This window comes from Flavicella sediminum, from assembly GCF_006381105.1.
In the GTDB taxonomy this organism is placed as follows: domain Bacteria; phylum Bacteroidota; class Bacteroidia; order Flavobacteriales; family Flavobacteriaceae; genus Flavicella; species Flavicella sediminum.
The window spans coordinates 1,360,485-1,378,552 of the sequence record NZ_VDET01000002.1 but is presented as its reverse complement, the minus strand read 5'-3'; the positions used below and the strand labels follow the sequence as shown (position 1 = coordinate 1,378,552).

General features: G+C 34.6%; 9 protein-coding genes. 1 reads left to right on the top strand and 8 read right to left on the bottom strand.

Annotation, left to right across the window (positions count from 1 at the left end; genetic code table 11):
• Nucleotides 1-47: 47 nt before the first annotated feature.
• The 4 genes from FGM02_RS05930 to FGM02_RS05915 form a co-directional block, all read right to left on the bottom strand.
• Nucleotides 48-1,697, bottom strand: coding sequence for a sulfatase (locus FGM02_RS05930; protein WP_139957387.1), 1,650 nt, complete (start codon nt 1,695-1,697; stop codon nt 48-50).
• Nucleotides 1,698-1,904: 207 nt separating this feature from the next.
• Nucleotides 1,905-4,451: a glycoside hydrolase family 2 TIM barrel-domain containing protein gene (locus FGM02_RS05925; RefSeq protein ID WP_208021477.1), complete on the bottom strand. Its 2,547-nt coding sequence runs from the start codon at nt 4,449-4,451 to the stop codon at nt 1,905-1,907.
• A 279-nt stretch (nt 4,452-4,730) separates the two neighbouring features.
• Nucleotides 4,731-6,218 carry a sulfatase family protein gene (locus FGM02_RS05920; RefSeq protein ID WP_139957386.1) on the bottom strand — a complete coding sequence of 496 codons (1,488 nt, stop codon included), beginning with the start codon at nt 6,216-6,218 and terminating at the stop codon, nt 4,731-4,733.
• A gap of 33 nt (nt 6,219-6,251) precedes the next feature.
• The gene (locus tag FGM02_RS05915) at nt 6,252-8,267 is read right to left on the bottom strand and encodes a glycoside hydrolase family 127 protein (RefSeq protein WP_139957385.1); all 2,016 of its coding nucleotides are present in this window, start codon (nt 8,265-8,267) and stop codon (nt 6,252-6,254) included.
• Between the two features lie 247 nt (nt 8,268-8,514).
• Here FGM02_RS05915 and FGM02_RS05910 point away from each other — a divergent pair, with 247 nt between their 5' ends.
• Nucleotides 8,515-9,444, top strand: a complete 930-nt coding sequence (locus FGM02_RS05910; RefSeq protein WP_139957384.1) for a hydroxypyruvate isomerase family protein — start codon at nt 8,515-8,517, stop codon at nt 9,442-9,444.
• A gap of 60 nt (nt 9,445-9,504) precedes the next feature.
• On the opposite strand, the gene FGM02_RS05905 is transcribed toward FGM02_RS05910, so the two are convergent.
• From FGM02_RS05905 to FGM02_RS05890, 4 genes are all read right to left on the bottom strand, one after another.
• A complete protein-coding gene (locus FGM02_RS05905; protein ID WP_139957383.1) occupies nt 9,505-11,538 on the bottom strand; it encodes a glycoside hydrolase family 127 protein in 2,034 nt (677 codons plus the stop codon).
• 198 nt (nt 11,539-11,736) lie between these two features.
• Nucleotides 11,737-12,594 carry an AraC family transcriptional regulator gene (locus tag FGM02_RS05900; RefSeq protein ID WP_139957382.1) on the bottom strand — a complete coding sequence of 286 codons (858 nt, stop codon included), beginning with the start codon at nt 12,592-12,594 and terminating at the stop codon, nt 11,737-11,739.
• Nucleotides 12,595-12,650: 56 nt separating this feature from the next.
• Nucleotides 12,651-14,300 carry a tetratricopeptide repeat protein gene (locus FGM02_RS05895; RefSeq protein ID WP_139957381.1) on the bottom strand — a complete coding sequence of 550 codons (1,650 nt, stop codon included), beginning with the start codon at nt 14,298-14,300 and terminating at the stop codon, nt 12,651-12,653.
• Nucleotides 14,301-14,571: 271 nt separating this feature from the next.
• A complete protein-coding gene (locus FGM02_RS05890; protein ID WP_139957380.1) occupies nt 14,572-17,811 on the bottom strand; it encodes a glycoside hydrolase family 2 TIM barrel-domain containing protein in 3,240 nt (1,079 codons plus the stop codon).
• Between the last annotated feature and the right edge of the window lie 257 nt (nt 17,812-18,068).

The window sequence follows — 18,068 nt, the reverse complement described above, 5'->3', positions numbered from 1 at the left end:
AAGGATGCTGATTTAACAACATCCTTTCTTCTCATTATTCATTAATTTTATTTTCCTTGCCAACCTGCATTTTCCATTATAACCAACATCTCTTCAACTAATTTCGGATTGTCTTTGGCTATATTTTTAGTCTCGTTTGGATCTTGCTCATGATCATAAATTTCAACATACAAAGGCGCTTCTTTTGGTCGTCTACGATCTTTCCAAACAATGGTTCGGTAACGATCCGAACGCATGGCGTAACCCATTACAAATTCTTCAAAAGTTTTACGATTCCATTTGTCTCCCATTTGTTCTTTAATTCTATCTTCTATCTTTACGATTAAAGGTGCAAAGAAAGCCGTTCTAAATGGTGGTGTAAATGGAACGGCTGCCCATTCACGCAAAGCCGGACTCGGAAATATACTGAAAGCATTTTCATTCCATTTTTTAGATGGATTTTCTAACAAAGGCAGCAAACTAGTTCCTTCTAAATGACTTGGTTTTTCCAAACCAGCCAACTCACAAAGTGTTGGAAAAACATCAACCAATTCGACCAAGCCCTCAGAACTTTCACCTTTTACAACTTCTTTATTTCCTGGTTGTGCGATGATAAAAGGAACTCTTGTGGCTATTTCATAATTTGTCGCTTTTCCCCAATAGCCCATTTCTCCTAAATTAAAACCATGATCAGACCAAAGTACAATGATGGTATTTTCATATTCTCCAGAATCTTTTAAAGCCTGAATCACTTTTCCAATTTGCGCATCAATATAACTTGTACAGGCATAATACCCATGACGTAGTTTTCGTTGTAAGTCTTCAGAAAAGGGTTCTGTTTTTGGCATATCTGCTGCTACACGTGTCTCCATAGATTCTGACAAGCCCATAGCGGCTCCATCAATTGGAGCCTTTGTTTGGGTTGCCAAAGGAATAGAATTCCTATCGTACATATCCCAATATTTTTTAGGAGCCGTCCAAACCAAATGTGGTTTTTTAAATCCAACACCCAAAAACCAAGGTTTGTCTTTATTGGCTGCCATTTCATTTAAAGTTGCAATCGCATCTAAGGCATAGTATCCATCTTCATACGTATCATCAGGAACATCGGCACTTTCTGTAACTGGACCTTTTGCCAAAAAGTTTTCTTTGATTACTTTTTCCCCGTAACGATCTACAAGGGCCTTTTTATTTTGCGCATATAGCTTTTGATTTCCCTCTAAAACATAGCCTCCTTTTGTTTCTGGAACATTAGGATTTCTCTTAGGTTTTACAGAATGTCTTGACCACGACATTTCTCTATCAATATATCGTCCATGAAATACTTTTCCTACAAAAGCTGTCTCATAACCGTTTTCTTTGAACTGTTGAGGAATGGTAACAATACTAGGCACATTGGCTCTAAAATCTTGAAATAAATCTGTTACATTAATTGACTCTGGTCTGGCCCCCGTCATAATACTCGCTCTTGACGGTCCGCAAATTGCTTGCTGACAATAAGCTCTTGTAAACAAAACGCCGCTTTGAGCCAACTTATCAATATTAGGCGATTTTACCACTTGAGAACCATAACAGCCCAATTCTGTTTTCAAATCGTCAATAGCAATAAAAAGCACATTCGGTTTTTTCTTTGGTGTTTTTTTCTTTATTTCCTTTGCATTACAAGAAATTGTAAAGACCAAAAGTACTAGTTGTAGTATACGAAAACAGTTTTTCATGTTGCTTAATTTGAATGAATGTAGCGATAATTTATCGAGTTGTTGCAAAATTGCACTTTTTACAAAGCCAAAATTTCTTCAAAACTAAACCAAACTAACAAACATGGCTGTCTAAAATTTACCCTTCGATTGTTTTATTTTATCTAAAAACAAAAAAACACCTTTACCAGAAGTGGCAAAGGTGTTTTTCTTCATAAAATATTTATACTACTTAACTGCAATTTCTACCGTTTGCGTTTCAAATCCTACTGAGCTTGCCTTTACAGAAATTTTCCCTTTGGCTCTTTCAGACTGTACAATCAACAAACATCTTCCTTGACTGGTAACAATAGAATCTGACTGAAAATCTTGAACATTTGTATCTGCTCCTGTATCAACCCCTAACATTCTTGCAGCTCCTTCTAATTCAAAAGAAATTTTTGCATTTTCATGTTTTACAGGAACTCCATTTGCATCTACCAATTGCACAACTAAATGTGCTACGTCATATCCGTCAGCATTCAACTCTGTTTTATCAGTGGTTACCGTAAAACCAACGGGTTTTGAAGCCGATGTGAACGCAGCAGCAATTTCAGCTCCTTTGAATCCTGCTTTAGCAGTTAGCACACCTTCTTGATACGGAACCACCCATCTAAAGATTCTATCTGGGCATTCAGACATACTTCTGCTTCCTAATGATTTTCCATTCAAAAATAATTCAACGATGGTATAATTAGAACATACCTCAACCAACACATCTTCACCTTTTTCGTAATTCCAATGAGTATTCGAGTTTTTCCATCTGTACGATTGTTTTTGATCCTTTGCGACTGCTTGTCCGCTCCACTCATCTTTTTCAAAATTAGAAGTCGCCAACGGCAAGGTACCCAAAGAAATATGAGGTTCATTTACCCAAACACTTTTAAAATAATTCCATCCTTGGTTTTTAAATCCGGCCAAATCAACCATATCACCATACCAACTTTTTTGAGGCCAATCCTTATTAGATTCTCCCATATAGGCCACACCTGTCCACATATACATACTAAACACATTGGGTCTTTCAATAACCGTTTTCCAGTCGGACCAAGTACCACCTTGCTCTGAACCTGTAATGACTTTATTTGGGAAATTTTTATGTGCCCAATCGTAAATATTATCTCTATAACTATAACCTGCAATGTCTACAGCATCTGCATATCCAGAAACATGACTTGTTTGAGGAATAATTAAATTTGCTGTAGTAGGCCTTGTTTTATCCAAATCCTTTACCCAGTCGTTTAAACGTTTTGCCGTTTTCGCCAATTCATATTTTCTTTCTGGCAATGCGTCATATCTAGCTTTTAACTCTTCAACAGAATACATGGGTTTGCTAGCCCAAAATTTACCTGAACTCTGTGGTTTCTTTCTATCTTTCCAAAAACCAGTAACAAAACGATAATCTAAATAGGTCCATTCAATTTCATTTCCAATACTCCATTGAAAAATACTTGGGTGATTTCTATCTCTTAACATCGTTCTTGTCAAGTCACTTTTAGCCCATTTTTGAAAATGCTCAGTGTACCCTCTTGTGATATAATCGTTATTTCTATCGTGGTAATTTAAACGTTTGTCTTTTGGATTGTCTAATTCATCAAATAACTCATTAATTACTAAGAAGCCCATTTCATCACATAAGTCTAAAAACTCTTGTGAAACAGGATTATGCGTACCACGAATGGCATTACATCCACCTTCTTTTAGCAACTGCAATCTACGTCTCCAAACTCCTTTTGGAACCGCAGTTCCTACCAATCCACCATCATGGTGCAAACTCACCCCTTTTACTTCGGTATTGACACCATTTAAAAAGAAACCATCATTGGGATCAAATCGTAAATCTCTTAAACCAAAAGGCGTTGTATAGGCATCAACCTCAACTCCATTTTGTAAAATAGATGTCACGGCTTTATACATATTCGGGTTTTTAGTATCCCAAAGTTTTGGAGTATCAACAATAAATTTCTGATCAAATTTATTTTCTGTATTTCCTTCTAGGCTCAACTCGTCTTTCTTTTCTGAAATTACAAAGCCCTTATCATCTATAATTTTAGTTTGTAAAGTGAAGGTCTTTTTATCTGCCTCTTCATTCGTCACTTTAATTTCTAAAGAAACATCCGCTTTTTCTGCCGTTACAGAAGGCGTTGTAATATACGTTCCCCAAATAGGAATGTGTAATTTATCCAAGGAAACCAATTTTACATTTCTGTAAATTCCACTTCCTGTATACCATCTGCTATCTGCATAACGGGAATGATCAACGTGAACGGTCAATATATTTTCTTCTCCTTTTTCTTTTAAAACGTTAGAAATATCAAAATATACGGGTGAATATCCGTAGGGATTTTCACCCAAAAATTCACCATTCAACCAAAATTTAGCATTGTTATATACCCCATCAAATAGTACGTAGGTACTTTTTTCTTTGGAAGAATTTTCGGTTACAAAATGTTTTTGATACACACCAACACCACCAGGTAAATAACCTGTACACCCCTCATAAATTGAATCAAAAGAAGCCTCAACACTCCAATCATGAGGAAGTCTAACATCTCTCCAATCGGCATCTGTTAAAGGAATATTTTTTAAGCTGGTTGTATCTTTTTGCAACTGAAATTTCCAATCAAAGTTAAAATCACTTTCTCTTTGAAATGCTTTGGTAACTTCTTTATCCTGACAAGAGTACAAAGTTACAAACAAGCTAAACATCCATAAAATTTTGCTACTATTTTTCATTCTTCTTTCAATTAATTAAGGTATTTTCCCACAAGGTAATGATACAATATCTTCCTAAACTAGAAAAAAAAGTACGCCTATTTGAAACTAGATTTAAACTCGACTAGACTAGATATCTACTGAATTCTAGAACATATAACCGAAATTCTATAACAAATGGTTTTCAACCTAAACCCCCTCTTCTTATACTCTTCTAAAGCTCAAATTTTAGCAAAAAAAAAGACGCTTATAAAATAAATTACAAACGTCTTTTCAACTAATTACTAACTATAATATCTATCAATTTTTGGAAGCTTTTTTTATCAATTTAGAAACCTCAAAAGTTTCTTCAAATTGCGGCATTTTACCTGCTTCCCATAATTCTTCATCTTTAGCAGAATAATACCACAAAGGATGTATAAAAGTTTTGGTCCAATTCTCCGTTTCTTTGACCATTGCTTTTAAACGTTCAGGATACCTTCCTCCCAAATTTTGTTTTTCACCTTTATCTTTGGTGATATTAAAAAGCAACCAGGGTTCATTTCCCATTCGGGTAACTTTCCAATCTCCTTTTCTAGCTCCCACTTCACTAAATCCATGACGATAACGAAGTGAATAGAGCATTTCATCTTTGTGTACATCGGTATTTGCTAGAACAGCATCCATGATATTTTTACCTGCCAAAACTTTATTTTCAGGAACTTTTGTATTTGCCAAAGCCACAAAAGTTGGATAAAAATCTAAAGCAGAAACAGGGTAATCAAATTGTTTTCCTCCTTTAATTTTACTTGGCCAATGAACAAACATTGGAACACGGTATCCACCTTCCCAAGAATCTCCTTTGGTTCCTTTTAGTGGATCATTGTTTGCACCATGATCAAAATTACCTCCGTTGTCACTTAAAAAAATAATGACCGTATTGTCCAATTGCTTTGTTTCTTTTAAAGCTGCTACAATTTTACCCACACCACGATCTACGGCATACACCATTCCGGCATAAGTTCTTCTATTTTTATCTTGAATATGTGAGAATACCTCCATGTCTTCTTTCTTTGCTTCCAAAGGCACATGTGGCGCATTGTAAGCCAAATACATAAAAAAGGGTTTCTTCTTTTTACAAGCTGTATGAATATCGTTCACTGCTTCTCTTGACAGGGCATCTGTAATATATTCCGTTTCTTTAATTTCTTTGTTATTATGCTCTAGCGGTTGGATATAATCTCTAATTACTTTTACTCCAGACTTAACTTGATTGGCATACTGTTTTTGATAAACTGACGGGAAATAATTATGTCCACCTCCTAAAAATCCATAAAAATTATCGAAACCTCTTTTATTAGGATGAAATTTAGGTGCTGCCCCTAAATGCCATTTTCCAAGTGCTGATGTATAATACCCCGCCTTTTGCAATACTTCCGACATAAACATTTCCTTTACAGGAACGCCCATATTATCCGCATCATTTTCGCTAGAATTTGAATGTAAATTAAAAGGAGTTCCCACTTGATGTGGATATCTTCCTGTCATTAAAGCCGCCCTACTAGGCCCACAAAATGAATGCGCTACATAGGCTGAAGTAAAAACCACTCCGTTTTTAGCCAACTTATCCATTTCAGGTGTAATAATATCTGGTGAACCGTTGAAACCGACATCGGCATAACCTAAATCGTCACAAAGAATTACCAAAATATTTGGCCTTGGGTCTTGCTTTTTAGAAGCAAATGTTTTTAACACACTCATCAAGCTTAAAACACAACAAAAGCTTACAAGTACTTTTCGAAATTTCATTTTCATGGTTTAATTGTTAATTTACAAATAATACTACCACATTACCGGTAACCAAACAGACATTTCACTTACTCCTCTATTTGCCCAAGAATAATAAGGAACCATTTGAACTTTTGTTGTTTCCCAACTTGGCTTCGAAATTTCAGAATACATAGATTCTTTTGAATCCTTACGCAATTTCAATTCCCCATTAATAGTTGTAATCCCTCCTAAAAAATCAGGTTTATAAGTAGCTGATAAATTTGCATTTACGGGTAAATACACATCTAAAATATCTGTGTTTTTTGGTAAATCTGGCGTTTCAACACAATACACAACAGGCCCTCTTTTTACAGCAGCTTGGTTACGTACTTCTTCAATTAAAGGATTTCCTTCTAATAATTTAATTTCCATTGGCATTTGTAAACTCACCACATCTCCTTTTCTCCATTTACGATTAATTGTTGCAAATGTTCCTGGGGTTACCACAACTTCTGCTGGCTTCCCATTTACCAATACTTTTGATCCTTTTGCCCATTCTGGAATTCTTAACAAAATATCGAAAGCTGATTTTTTACATTTTTCAACCGTAATGGCTACATCACCTTTCCAAGGATAATCTGTTACTTGTTTTAATTGAATTTTTGAACCATCCGTAAGTTTTGTCGTCAATTTATTTCCTCCATATAAATTTACTGCTACGCCATTTTCAGACAAACTATAAGCCCATCCAGAAAGTTTTGCAATGGTACGAACCAAGTTTGGAGGACAACAGAAACATGGAATATAAGGCTGACGAACATCAAATTCAGTATCATTTCCTGGATCAAATCCTTTATGACTTACACGAAGCGGATTTGCATAAAAATAATCTTTTCCTTCCACGCTAATTCCTGACAAAGCACTGTTAAAAAGTACCAACTCCATAATATCTGCATATTTAGATTCTCCATGAATTCCTAACATACGGTAGTTAAACATTGAGTTACAAACATTGGCACAAGTTTCATTATAAGCCGTTAGATTTGGCATCATATAATCGTTGATAAAACCTTCATGCACCATATCTACATGTTTTGAAACACCATGATGTGTTTGACCAACGGCACCGGTTACATACATTTTTTTATCTACCACACTAGACCACAATCTGTCCAATGCATCCACCAAAGCTTTCTCTCCAGTTTCTGCAGCAACATCAGCAGCACCTGCATAAAAATACAACGCCAAAACAGCATGCCCTTCGGCAGATTTTGCCTTACGAAGCGGAGTACGCTCTTGCACCATGTCACCCATAAATTTATAACTGGAAACAGGCGTAGGGTTTACTTTTAATTTTCCTCTTAAATTGATAAACAATTCAGCCAAGTCTAAATACTTTTTATCTCCTGTAGTTCTATACAACTCCACCAGACCCATAATTTGAGTTTGATTGAAACCAAAACGTTTTAAATGTCCTTCTGGCTCTGGCATGAATTTATTATATAAAAAATCTGCATTTTTAATTGCCAAGTCTAAGAAATTCGTTTTTCCTGTAATTCTATTATGAATACATGCACTGGTATACAAATGTCCGAAATTATACATTTCATGGTGCTGTCTGTTTCCAAAACGCTCCATGTCTTTATCTGTAGTTACTTTGGTATGAATATAACCATCTGCTGCCTGTGCTTTTGCTATGATTTCGATATAAGTATCTAAATCGTCAATAATTTTTTTGTCTTTGTTTTGTGCATAGATATACAAAGATGCTTCCATCCATTTGTAGAAATCGCCATCGTGCCATTTCATTCCCTTATGAACACCTTCTTTTAAACCTGCCGCAATTTTAAAATTATTCAATGCATGTCCAACATCACCTGTTAACAACTCTCCCATATATGGAACCATCACCTCTTCAGCTACTTTAAATTTTTCGGCCCAAAAACCATCTGTCCATTGGCAATCACCAATATTGACACTTTTTAATTTAACATGAGCACTATTGGTATTGTTAATAATTCCTTTTGATTGGGCAGAAATTCCTACCGACACCAATGCACTTAAAATAATTGTGATTAGATTCTTCATTTGTTGGTTTTCAATATTAAAATTAATCTTTGTTTACCTATTGTTAGTTTAAAACTAAACAGCAACTAAACAATGTGAATGTACAAATTAAGCATTATTTAAAGTTTTCTGATAAATCTATTTTACCTAGGAATAATCTTATTTTACCTTAGAAATCTAATTTAGCCACCTCCTTAAAAAACAGAACACGAAAAGAATTTATTGTATATTTATTTTCCACAGAAAATAACGACAAGAAACTATTTTTATGCAAAGAAGATCATTTATTAAAAAAGGAACGGCTGCTTTTTCAATTTTTAGCTTAGGCTTGGGAAACCTATCTGCTTTCGCCAATTCTTTTTCTGAAGTTCCCCTAAAGCCCCACGACTTTAAGCTTCATTTTGCGCCACATTTAGGCATGTTTAAAAATCATGCAGGAAAGGATGCTATTGCTCAATTAAATTTTATAGCCGATCAAGGGTTTACTGCCTTTGAAGACAATAATATGAAAAATAGATCTTTAGAAGTCCAAATTGAAATGGCAAAAACAATGGAACAAAGAGGCCTTAGAATGGGTGTATTTGTCGCTCATAAAATTTATTGGAAAGAACCTTCATTAACCAGTGGAAACTTAGAAAAACGGAATGAATTTTTAGAAGAAATTAAAAGTTCTGTGGCAGTCGCCAAAAGAGTGAAAGCCAAATGGATCACTGTAGTTCCTGGCTGTGTAGACGCAAAACAAGACCTAAATTACCAAACGGCACATGTAATTGAATCTTTAAAACAGGCTTCAAAAATTCTAGAACCTCATAACATTACCATGGTTTTAGAGCCTTTAAATTTTTTAAATCACCCCAATCAATTCCTAACAGAATCGCCACAAGCCTACCAAATATGCAAAGCTGTAAATTCTCCTTCGTGTAAAATATTATTCGACATCTACCATCAGCAAATTCAAGAAGGAAATATTATTAATAATATAGAGAAATGTTGGGATGAAATCGCCTATTTTCAAATTGGCGATAATCCTGGAAGAAAGGAACCCACCACTGGAGAAATTAATTACCAAAACATTTTTAAACACATTTACAAAAAAGGCTACACGGGTATACTAGGTATGGAACACGGAAATTCTATAGCAGGAAAAGAAGGCGAAACAGCCGTACTAAACGCTTATAAAAAAACCTCAGCTTTTTAACTAGTAAAAACAAAAAATCCGCCTAAAGAGACGGATTTTTCAATACTTTTTGGTGAAAAATTATTCCCAAACAACCGGCATAAAAACGGTCATTTCAGCTTCTTTTCCATTGTTTCTATTAGACCAAGTATAGTAAGGAATCAAATTCGCTTTGACACTTTTCCATTCTGGCTTTTGAACCGTATTGTACATTTCTTGTGTATTTGTATTTTCTCTTAACAACAAGTCGCCAGAAATTGTAGACACACCTCCTAATAAGTTTGCATCATAAGTCGGCTTTAAATTTTTCAAATTTCCTTTGATATACACATCCAAAATTTTTGTTCCTTTTGGTAAATCTGCTGATTCTACACAATAAACAACAGGACCTCTTTTTACAGCAACTTGATTTCTTACTTCTTCAATTCTTGCATGTCCTTCCACAAAAGTAACCTCCATTGGCATGTCAATTGTTACCACATCTCCTTTTTTCCACTTTCTATTTACAACAGCAAACTCTCCGCTAATAATAGCCACTTCCGCTGGTTTTCCATTGATAGTAATGGTTGTTCCTTTTGCCCAAGCAGGAATTCTAAACATCATATCAAAGGCCGATTTTTTACATTTTTCAACAGTTAATTTAACCGCTCCTTCCCAAGGATATTGGGTTTCTTGTTTTAATTGAATTTTAGAACCATCTAATAATTTTGTAGACAATTGATTTCCTCCATACAAATTTACAGCCAAACCATTTTCAGATAAACTATACGCCCAGCCTGCAGACTTAGCCACAGTTCTTACCAAGTTTGGTGGACAACAAAAACAGTCTAAATATTTTTGGCGAATTGGATATTCAGTATTCATTTTAGCATAGTCTCTTGATCCTTTTACGGTTCTTAACGGATTTGCATAATAGTACCGATCTCCTTTGATATTGATCCCAGACAAACCACTGTTATACAAAACCAATTCCATAATATCTGCATATTTCGATTCTCCATGCAACCCTAACATACGGTAGCTAAACATTGAGTTACAGATATTAGCGCAAGTTTCATTGTATGCAGTTGTATTTGGCATCATGTATTTATCAATAAAACCTTCTTCAATTTTATCTCTATTTGTTGAAGCTCCATAATGTGTTTGTCCAACTGCACCGGTTACATACATTTTTTCATTGGTCACATTCAACCACAATCTATCCAAAGCATCAACAATTGCTTTTTCACCTGTTTCAGCAGCTACATCAGCAGCACCCGCATAATAATACAAAGCCAATACCGCATGCCCAACGGCTTCGCTTGATTTTCGCAAAGGAGTTCTTTCTTGTACCATATCTCCAATAGGGTAGCCAACAGTTGTTGAAACTTCCGTTACTTTATATTTCCCTCTGTTATTGATAAACTGCTCTGCTAAATTCAGATATTTCACTTCTTTGGTAGTTCTATACAATTCTACCAAGCCCATAATTTGCGTTTGATTGAAGCCAAAACGACCCATCAATTTATTATCTGGCATAAACTGCGTGTACAACAAATCGGCATGTTTGGTTGCGATATCTAAAAAATTTCTTTTCCCCGTAACTCGGTAATGAATACAAGCACTTGTTAACAAATGCCCCGTATTATACATTTCATGATATTTACGATTTTCATAACGATCTACATTGTCGCGCAATTGCGTTTGTGTTTGCAAATAACCATCTTCTCTTTGTGCTTTGGCAATTGTAGCAATATAACCATCCAATTCTGCTAATAATTTTTGATCACCATTTTGTGCATAAACGTACATAATGGCCTCCATAAATTTATAAAAGTCGCCATCATGCCAATGCATTCCTTTATGTGCACCTTCTTTCTCGCCTGCTGCAATTTTAAAATTGTTCAGTGCATGACCGGTATCACCTGTCAACAGACTTCTCATATACGGAATCATGGTTTCTTCGGCCACCTTAAATTTATCCGCCCAAAAACCATCGGTCCATTTACAATCACCAAGGTTGACACTTTTAAGTTTTACGTGTTTGCTATCTGCATTGTTCAATATTCCTTGCTGCTGCGCAAAAGAACTCCCCACTACAATGACAGCCAAAATTAAGCTTATCAGATTTTTCATTTCTAAGTATTTATTATGTTGATATTTTCGACCTACCTGTTTGATTCATAGACCAAAAACAGATAAAACATTTACACAAAGTAAACGCTATTATAGTGCCAGTTGTTCGTGAAAATTACCTTCAAATTGTCCTATTTTATCCCTCTATATTCGTATCAAACCTCAAAATAAATTAAAGAGCTAAAAGATCGCTTTTTATTAAATGGCTTCGCGATAACTTTTAGGAGTAGCCCCCATAATTTGTTTGAATTGTTTGTTGAAATTTGTGATCGAATTATAGCCCACCAAATAACAAATTTCCGACACTGGTTTTGAGTCTTGGATTAGTAAACGTGAGGCATTTCGAATTCGAACTTCATTCAAAAACTGTGTAAAGGATTTATTCGTCATTTTTTTGAAAAATCGACAAAAAGAATTGGTCGTCATACAGGCTATTTCAGAAACATCATTCAAACCAATATAACTTGCATAATTGTCTGAAATATATTTTAAAACCACATCTATTCTTTCCGAATTTTCTGAAGTCGACTGTCGCATATCAGAAGAGGATAATACGTTTTTATCTTTAGTCAAAGACAGACGGTGTAAAATATCGAATAATTTTATACTTTGTTTGGCAGGAGACAAATCGACCAATTGGATCAAATCATCATGCAAACTAATTGCCATGTCTTTTCCAAAACAAACGCCATATTTTGAATCTTCCAACATTTTACTGATTTCAGAAAAAATAGGTTTATCAAAAGTATCTTCACCTATAAAATCTCTTGTAAATTTTATCACAATTGTTTTTACATTGCTCTCCTCACGTTCGTCATAATAAGAAGAATCATTTCTCCATAAATGCGGTAAATAGGGACCAACTAACACCAAATCGCCAGGCGCAAAAGGAGAAACACTATCTCCAACAAAACGAATGCCTGTACTTTTTGAAATATATAACAATTCATATTGCGCATGGTAATGCCAAGCAGCTTCCAAACAAGGGAGTTCTTTTTTTACAACGTTTAGCTGTTTGCTAACTAAACTTTCTGGGTTTTTTAAGACTAATTTCATGAGTTTAAATTTATAGGTTGGTTATATAAATGGCGACAACAACAGAAGTCACCTTCTCAAATATTTGCAATAAATTGTTTCAAGTTTGTAGCTCTAGACAGTTCTAATTTTTTTCTCAATCGACTTCGAGTCGTGTGTACACTTTCAATAGACATGTTTAACAAACGTGCCATATCTTTGCTTGAGAAATTCAATTTTATCAAAGCGCACAACTTTTGATCATTTACCGTAAGCTTCGGAAATTTGTTTTGAAGATTTTCATAAAAACTTTTATTTATTGATACAAATCTCGCTTCAAACTCATTCCAGTTTTCATTATTATTACTAGAAATAGAACGTATAATTTTTTTAATATCCTGACTTTTCAAATCGCCGTTATGATCAGATAATTTATCTTTTATGGTACCAATAAAAGCATCTTTTTCAATAAGTTTTAAAACCGAAGCCGCCAATTCTTTATTTTTCAATTCGATAACTTCTTCATTTTTTTGAATTTCCAATTCTCTTTTCTTGGTAAACAGCTGCTTTTCAATTCGATGTTTGGCTCTTAAATTTCTATAGGTCAAAAAACCAAAAAGAAGTAGAAAAACAATAAACCCCCAAAGCAGTATTTTCTCCAAAAACAACACCTTTTCTTCGTGTTCAAACTTAGCCAAACGCTGTTCTCTTAAAATTTTAGCCTGTGTTTCTTTTTCATTTCTAAAAGAATCTTGAATCTCTAAAAGAGGGCGATTGTTTTCACTTCTACTATCAAAAAAGACTGCATCTAATTCCTTTGCTTTTTTCAAATTCTTATACGCTTTTGTATAGTCGCCATTCAAAACATACAAATCCGAAAGTCGTTCATAAATTAAGGGTGTAAAATCTTTGTGTGCATTATGCACTTCAGAAACAAACAATGCTTTTTGATAAAAAAGCTCACTTTCCTTATAGTTGTTAAGATTTTTGTAAGCATCACCCATATAATTATAAAGCAGTACTTTATAACCCGGAATATTCTTCTCAAACCAAGGTATCGCCTCTTCAAATAACGCTATTGCTTTTTTATTTTGATTTTGCTGACTTAACAAAACCCCTTCTTCAAAAGCCAAAAAATTTGCCTGAACAGGTCTCACTTTTCCACTTTTATAGGCTTGGCAACTGTCTAAATACACTTGTCCCATTTCAAAATTATTCATTTCTCTATAGGTTGAAACAAAGCTTAAATAACTTTCCACCAATTCGCTCGAATCAATATCTCCTCGTCGAACCATTTTTTTCTTTAGCGCATGTGATAAATTCAAAAACTCAAAAGCTTTTTCTTCTCTTTTGTAAAAGCTATAATGCCTTCCAATACTTTTATAAATAGCTGCTTTTTCCAAATCAATTTTGGCAGCATCTGCTAAAAGCAAGGCCGTCCATAATTTGTCATATGTTTCTTTATGATTTCCTTCATGACTATAGGATCTTGCCAAAACCTTTAAAGTTCGTATTGCTTTTACCGTATCTTTTTCGTTTAAGTTCGTTTCATACAATTTTAACAATGCCTGTGTTGCACTATCTGCTAATTGCTCCGTGTCAGTTTCTGAAGAAACAGGCAAAACTTTCTGATGTACTTCTTGAAAAGACAAAACATTTGCCATGGCAAACTTAGGCAATAACAAACCTAGGCATGTTAGGAGACTTACTATAAATTGTTTATTTTTTTTAGCCCTTGTAAAACACATAAAACCTTATTTAAACACTTGATTATTAAAAGGATTTTCAATGTACAACAGTATTCTAATAGTTAAGCTACAATTAGTCCTAAAATCAATAGTTGTTTAGTTTTTATTTAGTTTATTTGGAATAAATCGAAAATTTTAACCTTAGAATTAACTAACAAGTAGCAATTATTACAAATAGCTGTAAAAAAAATCCTCCTAAAACAATTCATCCAAAACGCAAAAAGTCCATCATAAGCTGATGGACTTTTTACATTTATTTTTCACCTACTTACTACCTTGGATCAATACAAAATTGAAATGTATAACTACCCGATTTTAAAATAAACTGCGGTAAGGTTTCCGACAAAGTTCCATTTACACTGGAATGTAGCAGATCTAAATTCAACGTATAAAAGCCTTGTTTTTTCAAATCGTAAGGATGTTTGGCTGCTGCAATATTGGCTGCTGCATATGGCCAAATTGAAAATCCAAATTCAGGAGCTCCCGTAAACTTTAAGCTTTGCTTTTTTGCGGTACTTAACTCCAGCCATCTTAAATCAGATCTATTTGCATTTTCTTGCGGGTAAATATAATTGTAAAACAAATCATCCGTTTTAAATGAAAATTCATCAACTACAGTTCCACGCTTTCTATCTATATAATTTTCAAAGGGTCCTTTCCCATAAAATTTCGTGTTTTTATAAACATCCGGCACACCTAAAGTCATACCGTACCTTATCAATCCAGGCAAAGATTTGTCAGCATTCATATCCATAGTTACCAAAACTCTACCGTCGCTTAAGAACGTATACTTGATAGTAAGTTCAACCTCATCTTTATGATTTTTTTGAACCAACACCTCCACTTCATTTTTAGCATTTCTTTTACTTGTTACAGAAGTTGTTTTTAATTTATCTGCTAAAAACTCCCAGTATTTTCTTGATTTTCTAAACAAGCCACTGCTAGCACCTCTTAAATCATTATCAATAGGAGGTCTGAAAAAGTTAGGCTTTAAAGGAGAGGCTATTTGTTCTCTTCCTTTAACAGCCAATGAAATCAATTCACCATTAGTCTTATTTACTTTTGCCGTAAATCGTTTTCCAGAAACAACAAACTCATTTTGCTTATCGCTTACCAACAAGGCCGATTTTGAAGTAGAAGAATAATTTGCTGTTGTTTTTTTAGCTCTTAGTAAAATTTGATCTTTAGCAACTTCATGCCCTTTAGAAGCCCAAAATTTTGCTGATTTTTCATGAACACTCACCTGAATCCAATATTCAGAGTCGTCCTTAAATCGAATTTTTTTAAACGGAATTTTTAATTCTGAAGATGAATTTGCCAATACATTTACATTTTCTAAAACACCTGATTGCAATTGTTTTCCATTTTCAGATAAAGTCCAACGTACCTCATAGGCATTCAAATTTGTAAAATTTAATTTATTCACTGCGGTAATCAACCCTTTTTCAACAGCTAAATTTTTAAAGTTGAAGGGCTGAAAAATATATTTACACTCCCAAGCATGTGGATTGGGATTTCTATCTGGAGAAAACACCCCATTGATGCAGAAATTCTTATCGTTCGGTTTGTCTCCAAAATCGCCACCATAAGCATAATAAGATACTCCTTTATTTGTTTTAGCTTCTAAACCTTGGTCTACCATATCCCAAATAAACCCCCCTATTAAATTCTTTTTAGAATTGATCAAATCCCAATATTCACCCAAACCACCAATCGAATTCCCCATAGCATGTGCATATTCGCACATTACAATAGGTCGGTTGATATGTTTGCTTTCCGACATGGCTTTTAATTGATAAATTTCAGGATACATTCTACTCAATACATCCACATAATCTGGATCATCAGGATTAGCGTGTGCAGGCCCTCTAAACAATGACTGACCTTCATCTCCTTCTTTATAATCTGGATCTGTAGGATCTCCTTGCGCTCCTTCATAATGAATAAACCTAGAAGGATCATAATCTCTTACCCAATTTGTAGCAGCAGCAAAAGCAGGCCCAGTTCCTGATTCATTTCCCATAGACCAAGAAATAATAGACGTGAAATTTTTATCTCTATCTACCATTCTCATAATTCTACTTAAAATAGGAATTGCCAAACTTGGCTGTTGCGGCGCATAACTCCCTAAGTGATGCGTTTCAATATTCGCCTCATCCATAACATACAGTCCATACCTATCACAAAGTTCATAGAAATAAGGATCATTTGGGTAATGTGATGTACGAACGGCATTGAAATTAAATTTCTTTAACAGCTTTACATCCTCTTCTAAATCTTTTCTTGTCAAGGCTTTTCCACGTACAGGGTGATGATCGTGACGATTGACCCCCATAATTTTTACCGACTTTCCATTCACTAATAATTCACTGTCTTTGCTAAAGGCTACTTTTCTAAAGCCTACTTTTTGACTTCTAGACTCGACAACTTTTCCGTTTGCATCCACAACATCAAATACCAAAGTGTACAAATACGGATTTTCAACCGACCATTTTTCGGGGTTTTTAATATTTGCTTCTAAAAAGGCAAATTTGGTAATATCTCGTTGCGGCCATCTTTCAAAATGAATTGCTTCTATAGCGCAAGACATAGGAGCTGCCAATACTTTTTCATTGGTAGCATTGTACAATTCTGCCTTCAAAGTCCAACCTTTTAATTTTTCCTCGTCGCCCTTCATCCAAATATGCGGACGAACTTCTAATTTTGCATCTTTTAAATCTGCATCAAATTTTGTTCTTACAAAAAAGTCGTTTAACGAAACTTTAGGCTGTGCTAGCAACATCACTTCTCTATGAATACCACTTAAACGCCACATGTCTTGATCTTCTAAATAACTACCATCACTCCATCGAAATACTTGAACAGCAACTCTATTTTTTCCTTTGCTTAAAAAATTTGTAATATCAAATTCAGCTGCCAAACGACTACCTTGACTGTACCCTACTTTTTTTCCGTTCACCCAAACATAAAAAGCAGATGAAACTCCGCCAAAATGCAAAACAACCGACTGCTCTTTCCAGTTTACAGGCAGGGTAAAATCTCTATAATAACTTCCAACAGGGTTGTCTCTGTATTTTTCTATATAAGGAAACTGTGGCGGATGCGGCCCCATATAATTAAAATTTCGTTTACCACCAGTCATAATATCTGGCGTAAACGGATAAATAATATTGGTATAAATAGGCTGCCCATATCCTTGAAGCTCCCAATTTGAAGGAACCGGAATTTCTTTCCAATCGGTATTCTCATAATTTTTAGCCATAAAATCTGTTGGCCTATCACTAGACTTACCCACAAAATTAAATTTCCAAGCGCCATTTAAAGACAACATTCTTGAAGCATCTCTATTTCCTTGCAAAGCCTCTTGATGACTTTGATAAGAATAACTTGGCACACGTGCGCGCAATTTATTTTGCTCAAACATAAGCTCATTTTCCCAATCATTTTGAGAAAAACCAAACTGCACCATAAAGGCCATTACTAAAACAAAAACTGAAGATCTATTTTTCATACATAAAATTTAAACATACATTACAACATTCTAAAAAAGACCCCTAAGAGACTTCTTTGTAGAATAGTCTTACAAAAAAAGCGGTTTTCCACTCTCCTTCCAAAGTTTATCTTACCAAGTACTACCTTTTTTTTACCTTTTTAAATTTTACCCGTCAGGTAAAATGAACGAATTAAAAGATAATATTCGGTTGCTTCTAGATAAAAAAAATACCTTAATTTGCTGCGAATTAAAAGTTAGTTGTTCGGCAATAACAA

Bases quoted from the DNA above. Each gene is read 5' to 3' on its own strand.
- FGM02_RS05900 (WP_139957382.1), bottom strand. From the start codon at position 12,594: ATGAAATTAGTCTTAAAAAACCCAGAAAGTTTAGTTAGCAAACAGCTA.
- FGM02_RS05910 (WP_139957384.1), top strand. From the start codon at position 8,515: ATGCAAAGAAGATCATTTATTAAAAAAGGAACGGCTGCTTTTTCAATT.
- FGM02_RS05930 (WP_139957387.1), bottom strand. From the start codon at position 1,697: ATGAAAAACTGTTTTCGTATACTACAACTAGTACTTTTGGTCTTTACA.
- FGM02_RS05925 (WP_208021477.1), bottom strand. From the start codon at position 4,451: ATGAAAAATAGTAGCAAAATTTTATGGATGTTTAGCTTGTTTGTAACT.
- FGM02_RS05905 (WP_139957383.1), bottom strand. From the start codon at position 11,538: ATGAAAAATCTGATAAGCTTAATTTTGGCTGTCATTGTAGTGGGGAGT.
- FGM02_RS05920 (WP_139957386.1), bottom strand. From the start codon at position 6,218: ATGAAATTTCGAAAAGTACTTGTAAGCTTTTGTTGTGTTTTAAGCTTG.
- FGM02_RS05915 (WP_139957385.1), bottom strand. From the start codon at position 8,267: ATGAAGAATCTAATCACAATTATTTTAAGTGCATTGGTGTCGGTAGGA.
- FGM02_RS05895 (WP_139957381.1), bottom strand. From the start codon at position 14,300: ATGTGTTTTACAAGGGCTAAAAAAAATAAACAATTTATAGTAAGTCTC.
- FGM02_RS05890 (WP_139957380.1), bottom strand. From the start codon at position 17,811: ATGAAAAATAGATCTTCAGTTTTTGTTTTAGTAATGGCCTTTATGGTG.